General features: G+C 69.5%; 19 protein-coding genes and 1 pseudogene. 13 read left to right on the plus strand and 7 right to left on the minus strand.

What is annotated here, in order from left to right; genetic code table 11:
• Window positions 1-118: 118 nt before the first annotated feature.
• The 4 genes and pseudogenes from eccCa (at window position 119) to DMH01_RS40285 (ending at window position 6,672) form a co-directional block, all read left to right on the plus strand.
• On the plus strand, window positions 119-4,060 hold the full coding sequence (gene eccCa, locus DMH01_RS40270; protein ID WP_125684386.1) for a type VII secretion protein EccCa: 3,942 nt from the start codon (window positions 119-121) through the stop codon (window positions 4,058-4,060).
• A gap of 72 nt (window positions 4,061-4,132) precedes the next feature.
• Entirely contained in the window at window positions 4,133-4,582 is a 450-nt protein-coding gene (locus DMH01_RS40275; RefSeq protein WP_125684388.1) for a hypothetical protein, read from the plus strand.
• 27 nt (window positions 4,583-4,609) lie between these two features.
• Window positions 4,610-5,317, plus strand: a complete 708-nt coding sequence (locus DMH01_RS40280; RefSeq protein WP_125684390.1) for a DinB family protein — start codon at window positions 4,610-4,612, stop codon at window positions 5,315-5,317.
• Window positions 5,318-5,641: 324 nt separating this feature from the next.
• Window positions 5,642-6,672 (plus strand): annotated as a pseudogene (locus DMH01_RS40285) (DUF222 domain-containing protein).
• A 314-nt stretch (window positions 6,673-6,986) separates the two neighbouring features.
• On the opposite strand, the gene cpt reads toward DMH01_RS40285, so the two are convergent.
• Entirely contained in the window at window positions 6,987-7,508 is a 522-nt protein-coding gene (cpt, locus tag DMH01_RS40290) for a chloramphenicol phosphotransferase CPT (RefSeq protein ID WP_233621862.1), read from the minus strand.
• A 204-nt stretch (window positions 7,509-7,712) separates the two neighbouring features.
• Here cpt and DMH01_RS40295 point away from each other — a divergent pair, with 204 nt between their 5' ends.
• The gene (locus tag DMH01_RS40295) at window positions 7,713-8,411 is read left to right on the plus strand and encodes a trypsin-like serine protease (protein ID WP_199745814.1); all 699 of its coding nucleotides are present in this window, start codon (window positions 7,713-7,715) and stop codon (window positions 8,409-8,411) included.
• A 62-nt stretch (window positions 8,412-8,473) separates the two neighbouring features.
• On the opposite strand, the gene DMH01_RS40300 is transcribed toward DMH01_RS40295, so the two are convergent.
• Complete coding sequence (locus DMH01_RS40300) at window positions 8,474-9,193, minus strand: hypothetical protein (protein WP_199745806.1); 720 nt, start codon at window positions 9,191-9,193, stop codon at window positions 8,474-8,476.
• 104 nt (window positions 9,194-9,297) lie between these two features.
• Window positions 9,298-10,251, minus strand: a complete 954-nt coding sequence (locus tag DMH01_RS40305; protein WP_233621865.1) for a hypothetical protein — start codon at window positions 10,249-10,251, stop codon at window positions 9,298-9,300.
• A 230-nt stretch (window positions 10,252-10,481) separates the two neighbouring features.
• Between DMH01_RS40305 and DMH01_RS40310 the strand changes: the two genes are divergently transcribed.
• The 6 genes from DMH01_RS40310 to DMH01_RS40335 all read left to right on the plus strand — a co-directional run bounded on the left by DMH01_RS40310 (window position 10,482) and on the right by DMH01_RS40335 (window position 14,733).
• Entirely contained in the window at window positions 10,482-10,823 is a 342-nt protein-coding gene (locus tag DMH01_RS40310) for a WXG100 family type VII secretion target (RefSeq protein WP_125684394.1), read from the plus strand.
• A 21-nt stretch (window positions 10,824-10,844) separates the two neighbouring features.
• On the plus strand, window positions 10,845-11,147 hold the full coding sequence (locus DMH01_RS40315; protein WP_005155348.1) for a hypothetical protein: 303 nt from the start codon (window positions 10,845-10,847) through the stop codon (window positions 11,145-11,147).
• A 113-nt stretch (window positions 11,148-11,260) separates the two neighbouring features.
• Window positions 11,261-11,665 carry a hypothetical protein gene (locus DMH01_RS40320; protein ID WP_125684396.1) on the plus strand — a complete coding sequence of 135 codons (405 nt, stop codon included), beginning with the start codon at window positions 11,261-11,263 and terminating at the stop codon, window positions 11,663-11,665.
• Complete coding sequence (locus DMH01_RS40325) at window positions 11,662-12,966, plus strand: WXG100 family type VII secretion target (RefSeq protein ID WP_125684398.1); 1,305 nt, start codon at window positions 11,662-11,664, stop codon at window positions 12,964-12,966. The genes DMH01_RS40320 and DMH01_RS40325 overlap by 4 nt, the downstream gene beginning before the upstream one ends.
• A gap of 29 nt (window positions 12,967-12,995) precedes the next feature.
• Window positions 12,996-14,342, plus strand: a complete 1,347-nt coding sequence (locus DMH01_RS40330; protein ID WP_125684399.1) for an alpha/beta hydrolase — start codon at window positions 12,996-12,998, stop codon at window positions 14,340-14,342.
• A 10-nt stretch (window positions 14,343-14,352) separates the two neighbouring features.
• Window positions 14,353-14,733, plus strand: coding sequence for a hypothetical protein (locus DMH01_RS40335; RefSeq protein WP_125684401.1), 381 nt, complete (start codon window positions 14,353-14,355; stop codon window positions 14,731-14,733).
• Between the two features lie 60 nt (window positions 14,734-14,793).
• Here the strand turns inward: DMH01_RS40335 and DMH01_RS40340 are convergent, their stop codons facing one another.
• From DMH01_RS40340 to nadA, 4 genes are read right to left on the minus strand one after another with little or no spacing between them, the layout of a single operon-like run.
• Window positions 14,794-15,963 (minus strand): S8 family serine peptidase, encoded by a 1,170-nt coding sequence (locus DMH01_RS40340; protein ID WP_125684403.1) that lies wholly within the window; start codon window positions 15,961-15,963, stop codon window positions 14,794-14,796.
• Window positions 15,964-16,009: 46 nt separating this feature from the next.
• Window positions 16,010-16,900, minus strand: a complete 891-nt coding sequence (gene nadC / locus DMH01_RS40345) for a carboxylating nicotinate-nucleotide diphosphorylase (protein ID WP_125684405.1) — start codon at window positions 16,898-16,900, stop codon at window positions 16,010-16,012.
• Window positions 16,897-18,552, minus strand: a complete 1,656-nt coding sequence (locus DMH01_RS40350) for an L-aspartate oxidase (RefSeq protein ID WP_125684407.1) — start codon at window positions 18,550-18,552, stop codon at window positions 16,897-16,899. Before DMH01_RS40350 ends, nadC begins: the two co-directional genes overlap by 4 nt.
• Window positions 18,549-19,559: a quinolinate synthase NadA gene (gene nadA, locus DMH01_RS40355; protein ID WP_125684409.1), complete on the minus strand. Its 1,011-nt coding sequence runs from the start codon at window positions 19,557-19,559 to the stop codon at window positions 18,549-18,551. The genes DMH01_RS40350 and nadA overlap by 4 nt, the downstream gene beginning before the upstream one ends.
• A 115-nt stretch (window positions 19,560-19,674) precedes the next feature.
• Between nadA and DMH01_RS40360 the strand changes: the two genes are divergently transcribed.
• Both DMH01_RS40360 and DMH01_RS40365 read left to right on the plus strand, forming a co-directional pair.
• Window positions 19,675-20,310, plus strand: coding sequence for an NUDIX domain-containing protein (locus DMH01_RS40360; RefSeq protein WP_034321308.1), 636 nt, complete (start codon window positions 19,675-19,677; stop codon window positions 20,308-20,310).
• A gap of 40 nt (window positions 20,311-20,350) precedes the next feature.
• Window positions 20,351-21,067 (plus strand): LON peptidase substrate-binding domain-containing protein, encoded by a 717-nt coding sequence (locus DMH01_RS40365; protein ID WP_125684411.1) that lies wholly within the window; start codon window positions 20,351-20,353, stop codon window positions 21,065-21,067.
• The last annotated feature ends 398 nt before the right edge of the window (window positions 21,068-21,465 follow it).

A 21,465-nucleotide genomic window follows, 5' to 3' on the forward strand; every position in this document is an offset into this window, starting at 1 on the left:
ACCAGCAGCGTAAGTTCGCCACCAGACGTGAGCGGACGGCAAAAGTACCCACCGCAAGGGCGGCACGAGTGGCCAGAATGATCGGCAGGATTACCCACAAGCGGCCAGAAAGACCCTGATGAGCGCCACTCGCGACCGCCTGCCGGCCCTGGGCGAGCAGCCCGGTGAAATCGTCCTGCAGTCCCCGCCGATGCTGCCGAAGGGCTCCTCCGGCGGAGCCATGCAGCTGCTGATGTTCATGCCGATGATGCTGGGCATGGGCGCCATGTCGTTCGTCTACATCGGACGCGACGGCGGCGTGATGACGTACATCTTCGGCGCGTTGTTCCTCACCGCGATGGTGGGCATGGTCGTGATGTCGCTCGGCCGCGGCGGCGCGCAGAAGAAGGCGCAGATCAACGAGGAACGCCGGGACTACCAGCGGTATCTGACCGGTTTGCGCGGCCAGGTCCGGGACATCGCGGACAACCAGCGCGCGGCGATGACGGCGCTGCAACCCGATCCGGCGGATCTGTGGGCCTGCGTCGAGACGGGCAGGCTGTGGGATCGCCGCCGGTCGGACGCCCAGTTCGGGCAGGTGCGGATCGGCACCGGGCCGCAGCGGCTGGCGACACCGTTGAAGGCGCCGCAGACCGTGCCGCTGGAAGACCTCGACCCGGTGTGCTCGACGAACCTCAAACACTTCATCCGCACCTATTCGACGGTCGACGGGCTCCCCGTCGCGGTCTCGCTGCGGTCGTTCGCGCAGGTCGTCCTGTCCGGCCGCCGCCCGGACACGCTCGGGACCGCGCGGGCCCTGCTGACCCAGCTCGCGACCTTCCACTCGCCCGGTGACCTGCGGATCGCGTTGTGCGTCAAGGACGACCGGCTGCACGACTGGGAATGGGCGAAGTGGCTGCCGCACGTCGCCTCCACCGCCGCCGACGCCGCCGGTCCGCGGCGGCTCGTCGACTCCGGCACCGGGAAGCTCGCCGACCTGCTCGGCCCCGACCTCGGCGACCGGCCCGCGTTCACCCGGCGGCCGGACGCCCGGCTGGACCTGCCCCAGATCGTCGTGATCGTGGACGGCGGGCACACCCACGGCGACACGCGGCTCGTGGCCGAGGAGGGCAGGCTCGGCGTCACCGTGATCGAAATCGGCGCGGAGCAGCCGCGGGCGATCTCGTCGGAGCGGCTGCTGAGCCTGCACATGAGCCCGGAGCAACTCGGCATGGTCGTCGGCGACGGGACGGAACAACGGCTCGGTTTCCTCGGCAAGCCGGACACCTTGGACCGCGGGGCCGCCGAAGCGCTGTCCCGGATGCTGACGCCGCTGTTCCAGGGTGCGGCGGTGGTCAGCGAGGCGCCGATGTCGGCGACCTTCGGGCTGGCCAGGCTGCTCGGCATCGGCGATCCGCGTGACACCGACACCGAGGTCACCTGGGCGCCGCGGTCCGCGCGGGACCGGCTGCGGATCCCGCTGGGCGTCAATCCCGAGGGCAGGCCGGTCGAACTCGACCTGAAGGAATCGGCCGAAGGCGGGATGGGGCCGCACGGGCTGGTCATCGGCGCGACCGGATCCGGCAAGAGCGAGCTGCTGCGGACGCTGGTCACCGCGCTCGCCGTCACGCATTCCTCGGAGAAGCTGAACCTCGCGCTGATCGACTTCAAGGGTGGTGCGACGTTCGCCGGGATGACCGGGCTGCCGCACACCTGCGCCGTCATCACCAACCTCTCCGACGATCTCGCGCTGGTCGACCGCATGGCGGACGCGCTGAACGGCGAACTGCTGCGGCGTCAGGAACTCCTGCACGCGGCCGGGAACTACGCGTCGGTGCGGGACTACGAAAAGGCCAGGGAATCGGGCGTCAACCTGCGGCCGTTGCCGTCGCTGCTGGTGATCATCGACGAATTCAGCGAGCTGCTGTCGTCGCGGCCGGAGTTCATCGACCTGTTCGTGGCGATCGGGCGGCTGGGCCGGAGCCTCGGGATCCATCTGCTGCTGGCCTCGCAGCGGCTGGAAGAGGGACGGCTGCGCGGGCTGGACTCGCATCTTTCGTACCGGATCGGCCTGCGGACGTTCTCCGCGTCGGAGAGCCGCGCGGTGCTCGGTGTCGCCGACGCCTACCAGCTGCCGCCCGTGCCCGGTTCGGCGTATCTGAAGTCCGACAACGACACCCTCATCCGGCTCAAGGCCGCGTACGTCTCGGGCGAACTGCCGCCGCGCAGCAAGATCGTGCGCAAGGACGGGCAGAGTCTCGGTCTGATGCCGTTCACGCTGGCACCGGTCGAGATCCCGGTGACCGTCGAGGCCGAGGCGCCGGTCGAAAAGGGCACCGGCGAGACCATCATCGGCGCGATGATCTCGCGGATCGAAGGCAAAGGCCCGGAGGCACACCAGATCTGGCTTCCGCCGCTGGCCGAACCGCCGACGCTGGACCAGCTGCTGCCTCCGCTCGGCGAAGACCCGGAGCGCGGCTTGTGCCCACTGGGCTGGGGCGGCAACGGCAAGCTGATGATCCCGGTCGCCCTGGTGGACAAGCCCTTCGAACAGCGGCGCGACATGCTGTGGGCCGATTTCTCCGGTGCCGCCGGGCACGCGCTGATCGTCGGGGCGCCGCAGAGCGGCAAGAGCACACTGATGCGTGACATCGCCGCGATGCTCGCGCTCACCCACACGCCGGAAGAGGTCCAGCTGTTCGTGCTGGACATGGGCGGTGGCGCGCTGGCGCCGATCGCCGGGCTGCCCCACGTGTCCGGCTACGCGACCCGGCGCGACGCCCAGCGCTGCCGCCGGGTGGTGGCGGAACTGACCACCCTGCTCGAACAGCGCGAGGAGTTCTTCTCCGCCAACGGGATCGAGTCGATCACGACGTTCCGCCAGCGGCGTTCGGAGTTCCGGGAGAGCACGGAAGGCCGCGAGTTCGGCGACGTCTTCCTGTTCGTGGACAACTGGACCACGATCCGCCAGGAATACGAACAGCTGGAGGAACAGATCACCAGCCTGGCCTCGCGCGGGCTCGGTTTCGGCATCCACGTCGTCGTCTCGATCAACCAGTGGATGGGCATGCGGGCGCCGCTGCGCGACGCGATCGGCACCAAATTCGAGCTGCGGCTCGGTGAACCGGCGGACTCGCTGATCGACCGCAAGATCGCGCAGAACGTCCCGGCGGACCGGCCGGGACGAGGGCTGACCGCGGACAAGCTGCACTTCCTCGCGGCACTCCCGCGGATCGACTCGGACCAGCGCCCGGACACCGTCGGCGCCGGCGGTCTGGACCTGAACCGCCGGATTTCCGCGGCGTGGACCCGTGCGGCGGCGCCGCAGGTCCGGCTGCTGCCTCCCGAAGTGCCGCTGGACTCGCTGGAAGCCGGACCGCGCAAGCAGATCACGCTCGGCATCGCGGAGTCGAACCTGCGGCCGGTGTACCTCGACTTCGCCACCGAACCGCATTTCCTGGCCTTCGGCGACGTCGAGTCGGGCAAGAGCTCGCTCCTGCGCGCCATCGCGCAAGGCATCGTGTCGAAGTACTCGGCGGAAGAGGCCGCGATCGTCGTCGCCGATTACCGGCGAGGGATGCTGGGCGCGGTGCCGGATTCGCATCTGCTCGGCTACGCGGGTTCCGAAACCGTGCTGACCGGGCTGATCGAGCAATGCCAGCAGGCCATGCGGAACCGGCTCCCCGGCGCGGACGTCACGCCGGACCAGTTGCGTAACCGGTCTTGGTGGCGGGGGCCGGAGCTATTCGTGCTCGTCGACGACTACGAAATGGTCGCGACCGTCGGCCGGAACCCGTTGCAGCCACTGCTGGAATTCCTGCCGCAGGCGCGGGACATCGGGCTCCACCTCGTCCTCGCGCGCGGGAGCGGCGGTGCCGGGCGGTCCCTGTTCGAGCCTGTGCTGCAACGGATCCGGGAGCTGGGCTCGCCCGGTCTCGTGATGTCCGGGTCGCGGGACGAAGGGGCGCTGCTCGGCGAGGTGAAGCCAGGGCCTCAGCCCGCCGGGCGGGGTGTGCTGGTGTCGCGGCGGCATGGGACGGGGCTCGTTCAGGTGGCTTGGACGAAGCCCGTGGAGGACTAGGCCCTGGATCTGCCCGCTGTCCACGCCGCCGCGGCGGCACAGGCCGAGCGCGTCACGCCGGGCATCGGCGACATGAGCGCGTATCTGGCGAGCCAGGTAAAGGAACGTACGCACCGTGAGGTGCTGGGGCCGCTGCTGCCGGCGTCCGGAACCAGCGGGGTGATCCTTCACCGCGGCGAGCGCATCGCCGCGTGGGGTGATCCTGAGACGCCGGAAATGGCCGGGACCTCGATCACCTGGCATCACCTGTTGCAGCAGACCAGCGAAGGGGGCGGCGAACTCTGGGGCAAACCGGCTCGGCCTGGGAGTGCAACGACGTTCGCGTCAAAGCTGGATCGAGCACAGTTGGACTGTCCCCGGAACCCCGGCTACGGCTATCTCTGGTGGCTCAACGGGATCCCGTCCGCGCCGCCGACCGGTCGGTTCGCGCGGGGCAGCGCGGATCAGTACTTGCCGTGGATCGATCCCGATCGTGATCTCGTGATCGTTTCCCGGTGGGGGCAGGGCGTCGATCAGCGGTAGAGTCGTGCGACGGCCTAGTCTGGCCGCATGCGACGCTTCGACGGCGAAGACCTCACCGGCGCGGAGTTCCGCGAATGCGACCTGAGCAGGACCCGGCTGGTCGGCGTGGTCATGCAGGACGCCGAGATCGACGGCCTCGTCACCCATCTCGTGGTCAACGGCGTCGAGGTCATGCCGTACGTCGAGGCGGAGCTCGACCGCCGCCACCCGGTGCGATTGCTGATCCGCTCCGATGAGCCCGCCGACCTGCGACAGGCGTGGCGGCACCTGCGGGACGACTGGGTGGCGACCGCCGAGCGCGTCCGGTCCATGCCCCGGAACAGCGAGCATCACGGCGTCGACGGCGAATGGTCGATGGTCGAGACCTTGCGTCACCTCGTCTTCGTGCACGACTCCTGGTTCCGGCGCTGCGTGCTCGGGCTCACCGAGCCGTTCACGGCCATGGGACTGGGTCCACCGTCCGTCATGGACCAGGAGAACGGGCTCGACCCGTCCGCGCGACCGAGCCTCGACGAGGTGCTCGCCGTGCGCGACCGGCAGGCTTCGGGGATCGAGGCGTGGCTGGCCGAGGTCACGCCCGATCGGCTCGCGCACCCCGCGCCGGTGCCCGACGACGACAGGTGGCCCCCCTACGCCAAGGGGCGGACAGTGCGGCAATGCCTCGGCACCGTGCTCGACGAGGAATGGGCCCACCACAGGTTCTGCAAACGCGATCTGGACAAACTGGGCACTTGAAGTCGACCGCGGAATCTTTGGTCTTTGCTGGACCGGCCAGCTGTGAGCCCGGCATAGGCGCGAGCGCAACGAACCACGTGCACATGCCAGATAACGTTGCCCGCACAAGGATTTCGAGCACTTGACCCCACGTCGCCGACCCAGTGGCGGTCGAACGCTTGTTCGAGTATGATCTTGGTCATGACCACTTCTTTTGCTTTTAACCCGAAAGCCGCTCGTCTTCTGGATGCCGCTTATGGCGAGGAGGTTGTGCTTCGCCGGGCGCAGGGGCGGCAGGTGCGTTCGATAGCGGGGTTCGCTGGGGTGGGTGGTTCGCGAAGATCGGTGACCGAGGAGGTCGCGCTGGCCTTCTCGGTCTCCCGCAATCAGGCGTACCTGCTGGTCGAAACCTCGTGTGCGTTGGTGACCCGGTTGCCGAACACGCTGGCAGCACTGGAAACCGGTGATATCGACCTGTACAAGGCGTCGAAGGTGTCCCAGCTGACCCGCGAGGTCTCCGACGACGTCGCCGCACAGGTGGACGCGTGGATGGCGAAACGTCTCGCCGGGCGTGATCCGGGGGCGATCCGGAAATCGGTGGATCACGCGGTGCAGAAGTTCGATCCCGACGGCTACCGGGAACGCGCCGCGACCAAACGCGCGTTACGGCATGTCTCGCTGGAACACGAGGACGAGACCATGTCGAAACTGTCCGGTTGGCTCCCCGCCGAAGTCGCCAGCTCGATCTACGCGTCGCTGAGCCACGCGGCCAAGAAACGCCGCAAGGCCGACATGTCCCGCACCCTCGACCAGCACCGGGCGGACATCTTCGCCGAACGGTTACTCGCCGAAGACGGGCACGGGACACCGCGGGCACACGTCCATGTCTATGTCGACTTGCTGACCCTGACCGGCGCCCGCGAAGACCCCGCCACCCTCGCCGGCTACGGCCCCGTTCCCGGCTGGCTCGCCCGCGAGATCGCCGCCGACCCCGCCTCCACCTGGTCCCGGCTGATCACCGACCCGTTTACCGGGCAGCTCCTGGAAGCCAGCCCCGGCACCTACCGATCCCCCGCCTCACTCGCCCGCCTCATCAAAGCCCGCGATCGGGAATGCACCCACCCCGGCTGCCACCGGCCCGCCGAATTCTCCGAAATCGACCACATCACCACCTGGGCCCGCCACGGCGGCACCGACCACCACAACTGCCACGCCGCCTGCACAATCCACAACCTCCTCAAAGAAGAACCCGGCTGGACCACCCAACCCACCGGCAACGGCGGCATGACCATCACCACCCCACCGGCCGCACCTACACCACCACCCCCGAACCACTCCACGACCCACGACCGGAGGACGACACCCCACCCTTCTGAAGCGTGGTGCCAGACTTCGACGAAGGCACTCTTGAGGCGCCCTTCGTGGATGGGTCATGCCCTGTCGACTCTGTCCACTTTGGAGCCACGAGCAAGACAGGCCGGCAAGATGCGTCGCGCTGACACTGCGCCCTTCCTCGGCCTCGGTCGACGTCACGGCAGATCACCGCCAGTCCACCTGCCGTAAGCAGGCCGTCGGCTCCTCGTCCTACGGGACCTTCACACCGCCGACGAGCGAAAACGCGGGCGGAGCCCGGCTCTGCACGCTGAACAAGAAGCGGCGACACTCTCGATCGCCGCCTCGCCCCAGCGAATCACCCGACCCGTGCGGCAATCTCCCGCGCACAGACCAAGGCTTCATTCACCCCGGTATCCACTTCGAAGTCGTAAACCACGCCTCGATGCACGATTTCAGCCTGCGCCTCCGCCATCCCCGTGACCCGATCCCCTCGCGCCATCTCCCGCCCGGCGGCCACGACGCCGTCACACCGGACCCCGACCCACAGCACCTCGAGCCCGGCCAACGCGGCACGCCACCGCTGCTGCGACGCGGCCCCACCGAGGAACGCGTCGTCGACGATGACCCGGGCCCCGGCCCGGACCATCGCCGCGACACCGACCATCCATGCGTTCTCGAGCCGCCGGAAACCGGATCCGACACTCACTCCGCCGTCCGCCGCGAAGTCGATCCCGTCGTCCACAGTGGACGGCGTGGCGTCGATCAGGGTGTCCACGCCGAGGGTGAGCCACGGATCCGGCAACACCGCTTGCAGACACCTGGCGATCCCCGACTTACCCGAACTGGAGCCGCCGTTCAGCACGATCACTGTCGTCACGCGAACACCCTAGACGCCGGTCCGCGAATCCGGATACAACGGACGTTCACGGCGAAAGGCAGCATCCACCCAATCATGGAATTCACACAGGACGGACAACCGACTTCGGTAGGTTACAAAAATCCTTACCGCGTCCTAACTTGGTGAAACCGTTTCAACTCGATACGGAATCCCCGACGCAGGCCGAAGGGCGTATTCATGCGTATGTCCAAGATAGTCGCCACGGTGGCCGGTGCCGCCGCGGCGCTGACCCTCGCCGCCACCCCCGCCGCGAACGCGGGCCAGGACATCATCGGCGGCGGCACCGTGAGTTCCGCGCCGTGGGGCGCCCAGATCTACTGGGACGACGCCACCGCGTTCGGCGGTTTCAACTGCTCCGGCACGATCATCGCCCCACAGTGGGTCCTCACCGCGAAGCACTGCCTCAACAAGCCCGGCATGCACGTCAAGGTCGGCGACGTCAACCTGAACCAGGGCACCGAGGCCGACGTCGACCAGCAGAAGGCCGCCCCGAGCGGCGACATCGCCCTCCTGCATCTCACGACCGCGGTCAGCACGACGTACATGAAGCTCGGCACCGCGAACCCGGCCAACGGCACCACGAACCAGATCTACGGCTGGGGCCGGACCCAGGGCAACAACCCGCCGTCGAGTGTCCTGAAGACCGCGAACGTGCGCATCACCGGGACCAGCAGCGACGCGTACGGCGGCCAGGCCATCGCCAGCGTCGGCGTCAACGGTTCGGCCTGGCACGGCGATTCGGGCGGCCCGCAGCTTTCGAACGGCGTCCAGGTCGGTGTCTGCTCGACCGGCAGCAACTCCGGCACGAACCCGCAGGGCACCCAGAACTACGCCAGCGTCGCGGCGAGCCGCGACTGGATCCGCACCACCGCGGGAGTCTGAGCCGACGGGAAAGGGCCGTCCGGGAACGAACAGCCCTTTCCCTGCCCGAAAACCCGGATGGCTCAGGCGCACTTCGCCTTCGGGTCGATCATCGACACCGAGCCGACCTTCTCCCCGTTGACGGTGAACTCGTAGACCCGGTCCGGCCTCCCGTCGACAGGCACCTGGAACCGGCCGTTGTCGCCGGCCTTCAATCCCTTGGCGTCGTAGGCCGCCTTGAGTTCCGCCAGCGACGAACCGGCCCCGATCCCTTCCGCCGTCTTCGCGTCCGAAGGAGCGGCGAGTTCACGCAGCCCGTCCTTGCCGAACGAGGCACCACCGGCGGCCACGAAGGCCTTGTCGCGTTCCTCCCGCTTGCCCGCCAGATCGGCGGACGCCTGAGCGGCGTCGGCGAACAACCGGGTGTCCGCGGCCGACTTCTCCGCCGCTTTGGCGCTCTCCTCCGCGGAGGCACCCGGCTTCGGCTCCGGATCGGCCTGGAGTTCGTCGGCCTTCTTGTTCAGCTCCTTGGCCTTGGTCTCGGCGTCGGTCTCCGCCTTCATCCGCGCCGAATCGGGTGCCGGACCGCCGGTGTAGGAGAAATCGGCACACCCGTCCAAAGTGGACGTCGGCGCCGTGGCGAGCTTCCCGCCTGCCAACGCGGCGTCCTTGGCCATCCCCAAGGCCAGCCCGCGATAGCCGGCCGGACCGAAGGCCTCCGGTGCCGCCGGAGCGCCCGCGCCGGGCGAAGCCGACGAACAGGCCGTCCCGCCGATCACCACCGCCGCGGCGGTGAAAACCACGCCCGAAATCCGCCTGATCGTACGTGTTCTGTACACGCATACCCCCTTCATCACCAGAAAACCAGCCGATCACGAAGGAAGTCCCGAGTGGATTTCGCGAGTGGTCACGTCAATTGATGCGTCGGCCGCGAAGCACGAAGCGAAAGCGCCGAACCGGCGGCCACGACGGCGATGATTCCCGCACCCGCGACCAGCGTCCAGAAATCCGGGTGCACGATGGACTGTCCTCGCTGAGCCTGCCAGGTGAGCAGCACGAGCACCCCCGCGAAACCCGCCGAAGCGGTCCGCACCAGATTCCGCCGCACGAACTCCGATTCGAGCACCGGATACCGCCGGGCGAGCTTGAGCAGCCCGAAGGCGAGCAGCGGCAGCACCTGGATCGCGTGGATCCCGAAGAAGTGCGGGATCCGCATATCGCCGCCCACGGTGCTCCAGCCCAGCACCGGCAGCCCCGGGCCGCCGTCGGGGACACCGACCGCGTGGGCGCCGAGGATCGACGGCCGTTCGCCGGCACGGAACTGCGCCCTTTGCTGTTCGTTCGGCCCGAACATCAGCATCGCGACCCCGATACCGGCGACCGACAGCGCGGCGCCCGCACGTAACGCGGAGTTCATCGCCCGGTCGGGAAGACGCTGGAACAGCAGCAGGACCGCGATGGCCGCCGTCGCTCCCCAGCCGGTGAAGGCGCCGTTCGCGACCATGTCGTTGATCCACTGGTCGGCGGGCGTCTCCCGGTTGAAGTGGAGTGTCCGGCCGCGGACGATGATCTGCCAGAACAGCAGCGCCATGTCCAGGCCGAGGCCGACCGCGACCACCGTGCCGAGCCACCAGCCGAGCCGTTTGCCCCGGGTCAGCTGCCCGATCAGCCAGGCCAGCGTCACCGCGTAGAGCCCCACGGAAATCGTGAACTTGAGCGGTTTGAGCCAAATGGGCGCGTTGACGAGGCTGCGATCGTCGAAAACGAGACCGCCGAGCGCGAGCACCCCGAGCACCGCCATCGCCGCCGCCAAGATCATCAACGGTCGATGCGACACAACCCTGGATCCCTTGTCCACCATGGAATCGAGCGTGCCGGGAAGCTCCGATCCGGACACTGGAGCACTCCCCCTGATCGGGGGTGGGGAAGGCCCTACCACCGACCTGTGGGTAATAGTGCCGTCAGTGCGACCGGCAGTTGTGCCGTTTGACCGCACTCACCTCTTTTCTAGCGTGTCCTTCACAAGAGCAGACAGGGCGTCCCCTGGTGCTCACCGGGATTTCCAGCGAGATGAGAGGAGGTGGCCCATCAATGACCGGTACGGGATATCAGGCAGACGCAGCTGCGATGGCGCGCGCCGTCCAGGGGTTCGAGGAGACCGCGTCGAACGCCAAGACCACGATGGCCAGCTTGGAGAGCGAGCTGACCCAGACCCTGCACAACTACAAGGGTGACCAGGCGATCGCGTTCTGGGACCTGCAGCGCCGTCTGCAGGAGAAGATGACCATCGCCGTGAACGAGCTCAACACGATGTCGCGCCTCGTGCACGAGAGCAACCGGAACTACAACTCGGGTGACGAGCAGGTCCGGGAAAGCCTCACCGGGGTCAGCGGAGTCGTCGACCAGACCGTGATCCACCGGCTGAACCCCTGATCCGCGAGAGGACCACCAATCATGGCTGACGTCGTCGAAATCAACTTCGCCGCGCTGCAGCACAGCTCGGCCTCGCTGGCCGCCAAGGCCAAGGCGCTCACGTCCCAGCTCGAACAGCTGCACACCAACCTGCAGCCGATCACCCAGACCTGGTACGCCTCCGGCAGCTCCGCCGGTGAGGCCGCCCGTGCGTCTGAAACCCGCCTGCGCCAGGCCACCGCGGACATCGTGGCGATCATCGCGCAGTTCGGTGGCAAGGTCGGCGACGCCCACGATCTCCAGCACAGCCTGGAGAACCGTAACCAGGGCCTGTTCGCCGGCTGATCGTCCCCCTCCGTCGGCCGGCCGGTGCTTTCACCCCCTCGGCACCGGCCGGCCGGCTTTGCGCGTAGTCGTCCCCCTTGTCGGCGTGGCCGTTCACGAGAGAGCCGGGATCAATGCAAGACCAGTCGTACTACGTCCATCTGGAATCACTGAAGGACTTCGTGCGGGAACTGGAGACCCAGATCCACGCGATGTCCAAGCCGAACGACTTCCTGCTGACCCTCGGCGAGCAGCCGCTGCTGTTCGGCGAGTTCGGGGAGGCGGGCTCACTCAACAAGGCGCACCAGGCGGCTGTCGCCGAGATGCAGGGCCTCCTGGACCAGGTCAAGGGCGCGATCACCTTCGCGCAGGACGTCACGACGACCGTCGCCGACGGCTACGCGGCGGCGGACGATTCGGTGGCGGGCGACATGCACCACTCGAGCCAGCAGACCGGACTGCTCGATCCGTTGCTCAACGTCCTCGGGGGCGTGCTGGGCGGTAACAGCGGCTCGAACGGCGGGGGGAACAAGGGATGACCGAGACCGCGCACACGAACTTCGCCGCGTACTCGCACCAGCAGCTCTACGCGATGCTGCAGGCGGGCGACCCCAACACGGCGCGTCACGCGGCCCACAAATGGCAGTCCACCGGCACCGGACTGTTCGAACAGGCCGAGAACCTGACCGGTGAGCTGAAGGACTTCTCCGGCAACTGGACCGGTGGCGCCGCCGACAAGTACCACACGATGATCAGCGACCTCGTCGGCGGAATCCGCAAGGTCGCCCAGACCGCGCACGCGATGAACAACCTCCTCGAGGACGCGGCGGACGCGCTGGTGAAGGCCAAGAAGGAGATGCCGCCGCCGGTCGCGGTGCCCGACGTCTCCCCCGCGGACCTCGCGCTGGCCGTCAATCCTCCGCTCCTGCCCCCGGATTCGTCGCCGTCGACGATCGTCAACGCCGCCCAGCAGCGGCAGCAGGCCATCGCGAACGTCGAAGCGCAGCAGCAGGCCGCGGGCGCGGCCAGCGCGGCGCACGGCAAGGCGATCGTGGTGATGACCCAGCTCGCCGGCGAGTACTCCTCCGTGGAGGAGTCCATTCCGGCCTCGCCGAACGCCGTCACCCCGCCGCCGGTCACCGGTGGCGGCACCGCCCCGGGTGGCTCGGTCGGCAACAACATCGGCGGAACGCCCGGCGTCGGACTGGTTCCCGGCGACAACACGCATCCGCTGCCTTCGGACGGCTCCACGCCGCCCACCACCGGGCAGCCGGGCCAGGTCCCCAAGTCGAACCCGCTGTTCGGCGACATGTTCACCGCCGGTCTCGCCGCGGCTTCGGCCGCCGCGTTCGGCCGGTTCGGCTCGATCATGCCGCGGGTGCCCCCGTGGGCCAGCGGCAAGAACGACGGCAAGGACAAGAACGGCGAACCCGCGGGCGGAGGCGCCGGTGCGGCGGGCGCGACCGCGGGCGGCGCCGGCGGCGGCATCCCGATCGGCGGTGGCGGAGCGCCGTCGTTGGACGGCGGCGCGATCGGCGCCGGCGGCGGCGGAGTCTCCGGTCCCGGCGAGGTCCCGGCCGCGTTCTCCGGTCTGGCGGGCGACGGCGGCTCGGGCAGCGCGATGAGCGGCCTGGCGGGCGGAGCGGCCGGTGCCGCGGGCGCGGCGGCGGCCAAGGGCGCGATGCCGATGATGCCCATGATGCCGATGGGCATGGGCGCGGGCGGCGACATGGGCTCCGGACGGCGTATCCCGCCGTGGCTCGTGGAGACCGAGAACGTCTGGGGTCAGTCGTCCCCGGTCGCTCCCGCCGTGCTCGGCGAAGAACCCGAACAGTACTGATTTTTCCCACCAGGAGAGGCGGCTCGGTGATGGCATCCAGTGCGGGCGGTTACCGAGTCGCCCCCGCCAGGCTCGAAGCGGCGGCGGCCGAACTCGAACAGCGCGCCGGCGTGCTCAAGACCGCGCAGACCGCGCTGGCGGGTGAGAACGTCCCCGCCACCGCGTTCGGTCAGGTTTCGGCTTCCAGCGCGGCTTCGGCCACGTATACCAAGAACATCAAGGACGTCGCGGGCAAACTCGACGGCCAGATCACCAAGGCGACGGTGATCCACCAAGGCCTCACCTCCGCGGGTGGCGGTTACCGGCGCGCCGACGTCCAGATCGCCGCCTCGTACCGGTCGCTGATGCCGGAGAACCCGTTGCCCAAGGCCGGGAATCCGTCCGGCGTCGGTGGCGCGGCCGACACCGGTTCCTGGGCCACCGCGATCGCCGAGAACCGCACGAAGGTCACCGACGCGCTGACCTCCGAACGCGAGCGGCTCGCGAACCTCCTCGCACACGGCGGGAAAGCCGACGACATCGCGAGCGCACGCACCCGGATCGCGCTGTACGAGGACATCCTCGCCAACGACCGGCAGATCTTGCGGTTCGATCCGTCCGGCAACGGGCGCATCGCCGAACTGGTCGGCCGCATCGAGCCGGGCACGCGCAACGTCGGGTTGTTCGTCCCCGGCGTCAACACCTCGTTCGACAACTTCCAGAGCTACGCCGACCTCGGCAAGAGCCTGGTCGCCGCGGACGCCACCGGACGGACCGCGATGGTGGTCTGGGCCGACGGGGTCTTCCCGCAGAACGTCATCACCGAAGGGCCGGCCGCGCACTACGCGCAGACGATGGCGCCCGAGCTCAAGGCGTTCGGCGACGAACTGCGCGGCCAGATCGACAGCCACGCCGGACCGGGCGTCGTGGTCACCGCCGTCGGGCACAGCTACGGCGGCGCGACCGTGGGGCTCGCCGAGCAGCTCGGGCTCAGGGCCGACCAGGTGCTGCACGTCGAGTCCGCGGGCATGGGACACGGGATCTGGGGCCCGGACGACCTCCCGGCCAGCCAGGCCGGTGTGCAGCGGTACTCCATGACGGCCCCCTTCGACCCGATCGTGGTGGCACAGGGCAACGCGGGGCTCGTCGAATGGCTCGGCGCCGGGCACGGAGCGGACCCCGACCGCTTCCCCGGCGTCGTCGAACTGGAAACCGGCCGCGACGCGAACGGCGATCTGCAGTGGGGCTTCGAGTCCCACAGTGGTGTGCTCAAGCCGGGTTCCGATTCATGGAACAACATCTACGGTGTGATCACAGGTGGCGCGGTCACGCACGAGGGCTTCACCGGTGGCTCGCTGCGCGAGATGGTCATCGAAGGCGTCGGACGAGGCTTGTGAGGGGCTCACCATGATCACCAGGAACACCGAGCTCGACCCGCTGGCCGAGGACCTGACGGCGGTCATCGACGGTGTCGCGGGCACCTTCGGCTCAGCCGCGGAGCGCACCGTGGAAGGCGAGCTGGACTGCGACCCGACCCAGCCGGGCCGGTTGCTCTGCTGGCAGTACGGCCTCCGGGTGGACGACGCGACCGACGCGATCCGCAAACTCGTCGACGTCGTCCTGCCCCTGCTGGAAAGCCAGGGCTGGCGGACGCGTGACCGCAGCAACCCGCGTGAGCTGATCGCGCAGTTCAGCCGCGACGGCGCCGACTTCAACGTGCACGTCTCCCGCGTCGGCGACGGCGTGGCCATCGTGGGCTCGACGGCCTGCGTACCTGTCGTCCCCTGAACCGGGGTCGCGAAAAGACCTCGTGGGTGGCGGCGGTGTCCCCCAGTACACCGCTGCCGCTCACGAGGCGCGGAATCGCGAAGGCTTCCAACCCCGGCGCTTGCCCCGCCGGACCGCGGCCACCACCACGCCCGCCGCGATGGCCGCGGCCACCCCGGAAATGGCGAGCACACCGGAGACCTTGTCCGCGTTGGCCCGCGCGGGCGCGGCGGCGGGGACGACGAAGGTCTCCGGACCGGCGCTCGGCGGCCCTCCCGGGCCGGGCGTACCGGCCGGGATCGAGGCGGAAACGGCGGCGTAGGCATCGATCGCGCCCCAGCCCCGCCGGGGATCGTGCCCACCGCTCGGACCGCGATGCGCGGTCAGTGTCAGCCGCGTGACGATCTGCTCCGGCGACAGCTCCGGGTGATACGCGCGCACGAGCGCGGCGACTCCCGCGACGTGCGCGGCGGCCAGGCTCGGGTCGCTCACCGGCCACCGGTGCGCCACGGTCCCGCCCGCGCCCGCGGACGTGCTGACCAGTTCGGCGCCGGGCGCGGAGACCCCCACGTAGGAACCGGCTTCCGTCTGCACCGCCTCACCGGCCTGGTTGGTCGATCCCACGGCGAGCACGCCGGGTGTCGCGGTCGGGTAGGAGGTCTGGCCCTGTTGCGACCCCGCGGCGGGAGAGACGATCAGCGCGCCCTTCTCCCTGGCGCGCGAGACGGCGCCGGTCAGCGCGGGGCTGTCGGAGGCGGCCGGGACGGCGATCAGGATGATCCCGGCGTCGCGGTTCAGCGCGGTTTCGATGGCGGCCGCGAGCTGCCCGGGGTCACCGCCGCCGTTCACCTGCGTGTAGCGGATCGGCAGGATCTTGGCGCCGGGCGCGATCCCGGTGAACGTGGTGGACGGATCCGGTTGCGCGCCGACGATCCCGGCGGCGATGGTGCCCCGGCCGTCGCAGTCGTCGGCCTGGGTGCCCTGGCCACCGAGGAGCTGACCGGGCGCGAACTGGCCGTTGCCACCGTCGACCCCGGTGCCGATCACCGCGACCAGCTGACCGGCGCCGCGGGACAGCGGCCAGATCCGCGCGGGATCGATCAGCCGCTGTCCCCACGGGACGGCCGCGGTGTAGGTGCCCGTCGGGTTCGCGCACTGCTCGGCGACCGCCGTCGACGGGACTCCGATGCCGAGCGACGCCATGAAAGCCACGCATCCCGCGACGGCACTTTTACCGGCAAAGCCCACCATTCCTCCAGAATTCCCTTGTCACACAAGGGAATCCTACTGTCGTAGGTCAGCGAAGGTCCATCCCGAGGTCGAGTGCGGGTGACGAATGCGTGAGCGCTCCGACGGCGAGGAAATCCACCCCGGACTCCGCGTACGCCCGCGCGACGTCCAGCCGCAGACCGCCCGAGGATTCCAGCCTCGTCTTCGGCGAAACCTCGTCCCGCCGGTCGACGGCTTTCGCGCATTCGTCGGGGGTGAAGTTGTCCAGCAGCACCTCGTCGGCGCCCGCGGCGAGCGCCTCCTCCAGTTGGGCCAGGTCGTCGACCTCGACCTCGCAGTGCAGTTCCGGCGCGTGCTCGCGCGCGGCCGTGAGCGCGGCGGTCACCGAACCGGCGGCGACCACGTGGTTGTCCTTGATCAGCACCGCGTCGCCGAGCCCGAGCCGGTGGTTCACCCCGCCGCCCGCCCGCACGGCGTACTTCTCCAGCAACCGCAGCCCGGGCAGCGTCTTGCGGGAATCCCTGACCCGGCAACCGGTTCCCTCCAGGGCATTCACCCAGGCGGCGGTCGCGGTGGCGATACCGGACAGGTGGCACAGGAGGTTCAGCGCGGTGCGTTCGGCGGTGAGCAGGCCGCGCACCGGACCGCGGAGCACCAGCGCGGGCTCGCCGGCGGTCAGCCGGTCACCGTCGTCGCGGGCGGCCAGGATCTCCAGGCCGGAGCCGAGCACGACGTCGAACACCGCCAGCGCCACCGGGATCCCGGCGACCACACCGGCCGTCCTCGGCGTGAGTTCGGCCAGCGCGCTGGCGGATTCGGGCACGGTGGCGTTCGTCGTCGCGTCGGGCCCGTACCGCAGATCCTCGGCAAGCGCCGTCTCGACGACGCGGTGCACATCGGCGACGTCGAGACCGTGGTCGGCCAGCGCCTTGGTGACCCACGGGGAGAATTCGGTCATGCCACACCCTCCAAAGCGATCGGATCGGCCAGCACCGGCTGCCCCGACGGGCTGAGCCGGATGAGCTGGCCGCGTTGCCAGACGTTGTCGTCGCGTTCGGGGAAATCGGTCCGCACGTGGCAGCCGCGAGACTCCGTCCGGCGCGCCGCCGCCGCGACCAGCGCCTCCGCCACCAAGGTGAGCGCCGCGTCCTCCACGATCCGGGGAGTCCACAAAGGACTCTCCGTCACCGAGAGATCCAGCACCGAACCCACGACCGAAAGACCTTCCGCGTCCCGGCCGATGGCGGCGTACCGGCTCATCGCCCGCTGCAACGCGTCACGATCGGCCACCGCGACCTTCGCCGGAGGCAGGAGCACGCCGCGGCGCGGGTCGGCCAGTAAACCGGCGGCGAGATCGATGGCGACCGCTTCCGCCACCCGCTGCCCGACGACCAGGCCTTCGAGCAAACTGTTGGAGGCCAGCCGATTCGCGCCGTGCAGACCGGTCCTGGCGACCTCGCCGGCCGCATAAAGACCGCGGACGCCGGAGCGTCCGTCCACAGTGGTCACCACGCCACCACAGGAGAAATGCGCCGCGGGCGTGACCGGGATCGGCTCCTTCGCCGGGTCCAGCCCGATCGCCGCGCACGCCGCGTGCACGGTCGGGAATCGCTTGGCGAACCCGGAGATCCCCGTGGCGTCAAGGAAGACGTGGTCGTCGATACCGCCGGGCGCCTGCACCATGCGGCGCGTGATCGCCGCCGACACGACGTCCCGCGGCGCGAGATCGCCGAGGGGGTGCACTCCCCGCATCACCGAAGCGCCCGTCGCGTCGTGCAACGTCGCGCCCTCGCCGCGCACCGCCTCGGTGACGAGCGGGAGACGGCCGCGCGCGCCGGGCGTGAACAGGACCGTCGGGTGGAACTGGACGAACTCGACGTCCGCGACCTGCGCCCCCGCGCGCAACGCGAGCGCCAGCCCGTCCCCCGTGGCGATCTCCGGATTCGACGTCGCCTGGTAGAGCTGCCCGAGCCCGCCGCTGGCCAGCAACACCGCCGGCGCCCGGACGACCCCGGGCACCCCGTTGTGGTCCAGGACGGTCACGCCGGCGACCTCGCCCGCGGGCGTGCGGATCGCGTCGACGGCGATGTGGTGCTCCAGCACCGGGATCCGCCGGTCACCGGCCGTCGCGACCAGCGACCGCTCGACCTCGGCGCCGGTCGCGTCGCCACCGGCGTGGATGACACGGAACGCGCTGTGCCCGCCTTCCCGCGTACGGGCGAGCTCGGGCCGCCCTTCGGCCGCCCGGTCGAAACGGGCGCCCTCGGCGCGCAGCCGGGCCACCGCGGCCGGGCCGCCGGCGATGATCGACCGCACGGCGTCCTCGTCGCAGAGCCCGGCACCGGCGGTGAGCGTGTCCGCGGCGTGCTTGCCGACCGAGTCGCCCCGCTCGTGCTCGTTCTCCAGCACGACCGCGACCCCGCCCTGTGCCCAGCGGGTGTTCCCGTCGGAGACCGCGGCCTTGGTGACCACCAGGACGTGCAGGCCGAGCTCCTGCGCGCGCAGCGCCGCGGTCAGCCCGGCCACGCCGCTGCCGATCACCACGAGATCGGCGGCGGCCTCCCACACCGGGCAGGTTTTCGCCTGGAGAGCGGTAACCGGGTCGGTCATTCTCCGCCGCCAGGCTGCCCGATCTCGATCATGCGCTGCACGGAAGCGCGGGCACGGGCGGCGGTCTCGGTGTCGACGTGGACCTCGTCGGCTCCCTCGCGCAGCGACCGCAGCAGGGCCGCCGGCGTGATCATCTTCATGTACCGGCAGGACGCCCGGTCGTTCACCGCGCGGAAGTCGATCTCCGGCGCGGCCTTGCGCAGCTGGTGGATCATTCCGATCTCGGTGGCCACGAGCACCGACTTCGCCTTGGTGTCACGGGCGGCGTGGACCATGTCACCGGTCGAGAGGATCTTGACCCGCTCGGGGGCGACGGCGCCCTCGCCGGCGAGGTACAGCGCCGAGGTCGCGCAGCCGCATTCCGGGTGGATGAACAGGTCGGCGTCCGGGTTCTCCGAAGCACGCTCGGCCAGCTCGGCGCCGTTGATCCCGGCGTGCACGTGGCACTCCCCGGCCCAGATGTGCATGTTCTCCCGGCCGGTCACACGTTTGACGTGCGCGCCGAGGAACTGGTCCGGCAGAAAGAGAACCTCCTGGTCAGCGGGGATGGAGGCGACCACGTCGACGGCGTTCGACGAGGTGCAGCAGATGTCGGTCTCCGCTTTGACCTCGGCCGTGGTGTTCACGTACGACACGACGACCGCGCCGGGGTGCTCGGCCTTCCAGGCGCGCAGCTGGTCGCCGGTGATGGAGTCCGCGAGCGAGCAGCCGGCCCGCGCGTCCGGGATCAGGACCGTCTTCCCGGGCGCCAGGATCTTCGCCGTCTCGGCCATGAAGTGCACGCCGCAGAAGACGATGGTGGACGCGTCGCTGCTCGCCGCGATCCGGCTCAGCGCGAGGGAGTCGCCGGTGAAATCGGCGATGTCCTGGATCTCGGGGACCTGGTAGTTGTGCGCGAGCAGGACGGCGTCGCGCTTGCGAGCGAGGCTCCGCACCTCCTCCGCCCAAGCGGCGTCGGCGATGACTCCGCCGTACGGGGTCAGGTCGTTCTGCAGGGTGCTCGTCATCGTTCTGGCCCTCCTGGACCGATCTCCGGTTTTCGCCTTACAATCGAAAACCGTGCGAAGTCATCTTAACACCCAGACCCCCCTCGCCCACGAGGTTTTGGGAGCGGTCCTGCAAGTGCGCTCCGACACACTCCGGGTCCTGCTGTGGCGGCGCGCCCTCGATCCCCATCTGGGCCGCTGGTCCCTTCCCGGCGGCAGGCTTCGCCCGGATGAAGACGTCGAGGCGTCCATCCGGCGGCAGCTCGCGGAGAAGGTCGACGTACGCCAGTTGAAGCATGTGGAGCAACTGGCGGTCTTCAGCGCGCCGGACCGGGTGCCGGGACCGCGCGTCGTCGCGACGGCGTTCCTCGGCCTCGTACCGTCCGATGTGGACCCCGAGGTCCCCGAAGACACCGAGTGGCACGATGTTTCCGAGCTGCCGCGCACGGCCTTCGACCACGAGTCCATCGTCCTGCGCGCGCGGGACCGGCTCCGCTCGAAGCTCTGCTACACGAATCTCGGCTTCGCGCTCGCCCCGGAAGAGTTCACCGTATCGGCGTTGCGGGGCCTGTACTCGGCTGCGCTGGGTTACCGGGTCTCCGCGACGAACCTGCAGCGTGTGCTGTCCCGGCGAGGGCTGCTGGTCCCCACCGGTCACACCGCCCCGCCCGGGCGCAGCGGCGGACGTCCGGCGGCGCTCTTCTCCTTCGCGGGCAAGGGGATGCAGATCACCGACCCGTTCGCCGTCTTCCGCCCGCCCGCCGGGAAGTGACCGTCCTGCGAACTCCTCCCGGTCCCCGTACCTTGAACGGGTGACCGAGCCGAGCGAGGAGTCCACCGGGAAGGCGATCTTGCCGCTGTTCCCGCTACAGACCGTGCTTCTGCCCGGAACACACCTTCCGTTGCACATCTTCGAACCGCGGTACCGGCAGCTGATGGCCGACCTCGTCGGCGAGGTCGTCCCGGACCGCGAGTTCGGGGTCGTCGCCCTGCGTTCGGCGATGGTCAGGGAGGTCAGCGGGCCGGAGCACGTCCACGAAGTCGGCTGCAGCACGGTGCTGCGCGAGGCGAAACGGCTGCCGGACGGCAGATTCGACGTCGTCACCACCGCGCGGCGCCGGTTCCGGCTGCTCGAGATCGACCGCGTTTCCGCGCCGTACCTGATCGGCTCGGTCGAGTGGGTACCCGACGACAAGGTCTCCACGGTGCACGGCGACACCGTGAACAGGCTCGCCGACGTCGCGAAGGCCGCGCACCGGCGCTACTGCGAATCCGCCTGGAACGCCGACGACTGGACCACTCCGCCGGAGGACGGCGACATCGCGGCCCTCGCGTACCGGCTCACCGCGGACTGCCTGCTCCCGCTGGAGGATCGGCAGCGCCTGTTGGAGGAGACCAACCCGCTGCGGCGGCTGCGGATCGCGTGCCGGCTGCTGACGCGGGAGGCCGGGTTCCTCAGCACGCTCGGCGCGGTCCCGATGCCGCCGGGGGAACTCGGCGAGTTCACCCGCCCCTCGAACCTGAACTGAGGTGGTGAAGGCCTCCTTGCCTACCCTGAAGGTAGGGAAGGAGGCCTTCACGGACTACGCGATCGTCACCTCAGCCTCAGCACCACCAGGCCCAGCAGTCACAGCGGTCGCGCGTGAAGGACCCCTTTCCTCGGCTCAGCCGAGGAAACTCGACCTTCACACCTTCCCCAGTACATGAAGGCCCCCTTCCTTGCGCCTAGGTACAGGAAGGGGGCCATCATGTACTTCAGGCGGAACCTATCGAACGCCGAACGCCTCGTGAGTGGCGAAAGCTCCCTTCGCCACACGAGACGCGGGGAAAGGCCCCTTCAGCCCGCACCCAGGCTGACGCGCGGGCCTCGAACCCTGAACTTGGCCCGTCAAGTGCTATGAAAGGTCCTTTCCTTGCAAAATTTGCA

It is taken from the genome of Amycolatopsis sp. WAC 04182, from assembly GCF_003947465.1.
Lineage (GTDB): Bacteria > Actinomycetota > Actinomycetes > Mycobacteriales > Pseudonocardiaceae > Amycolatopsis.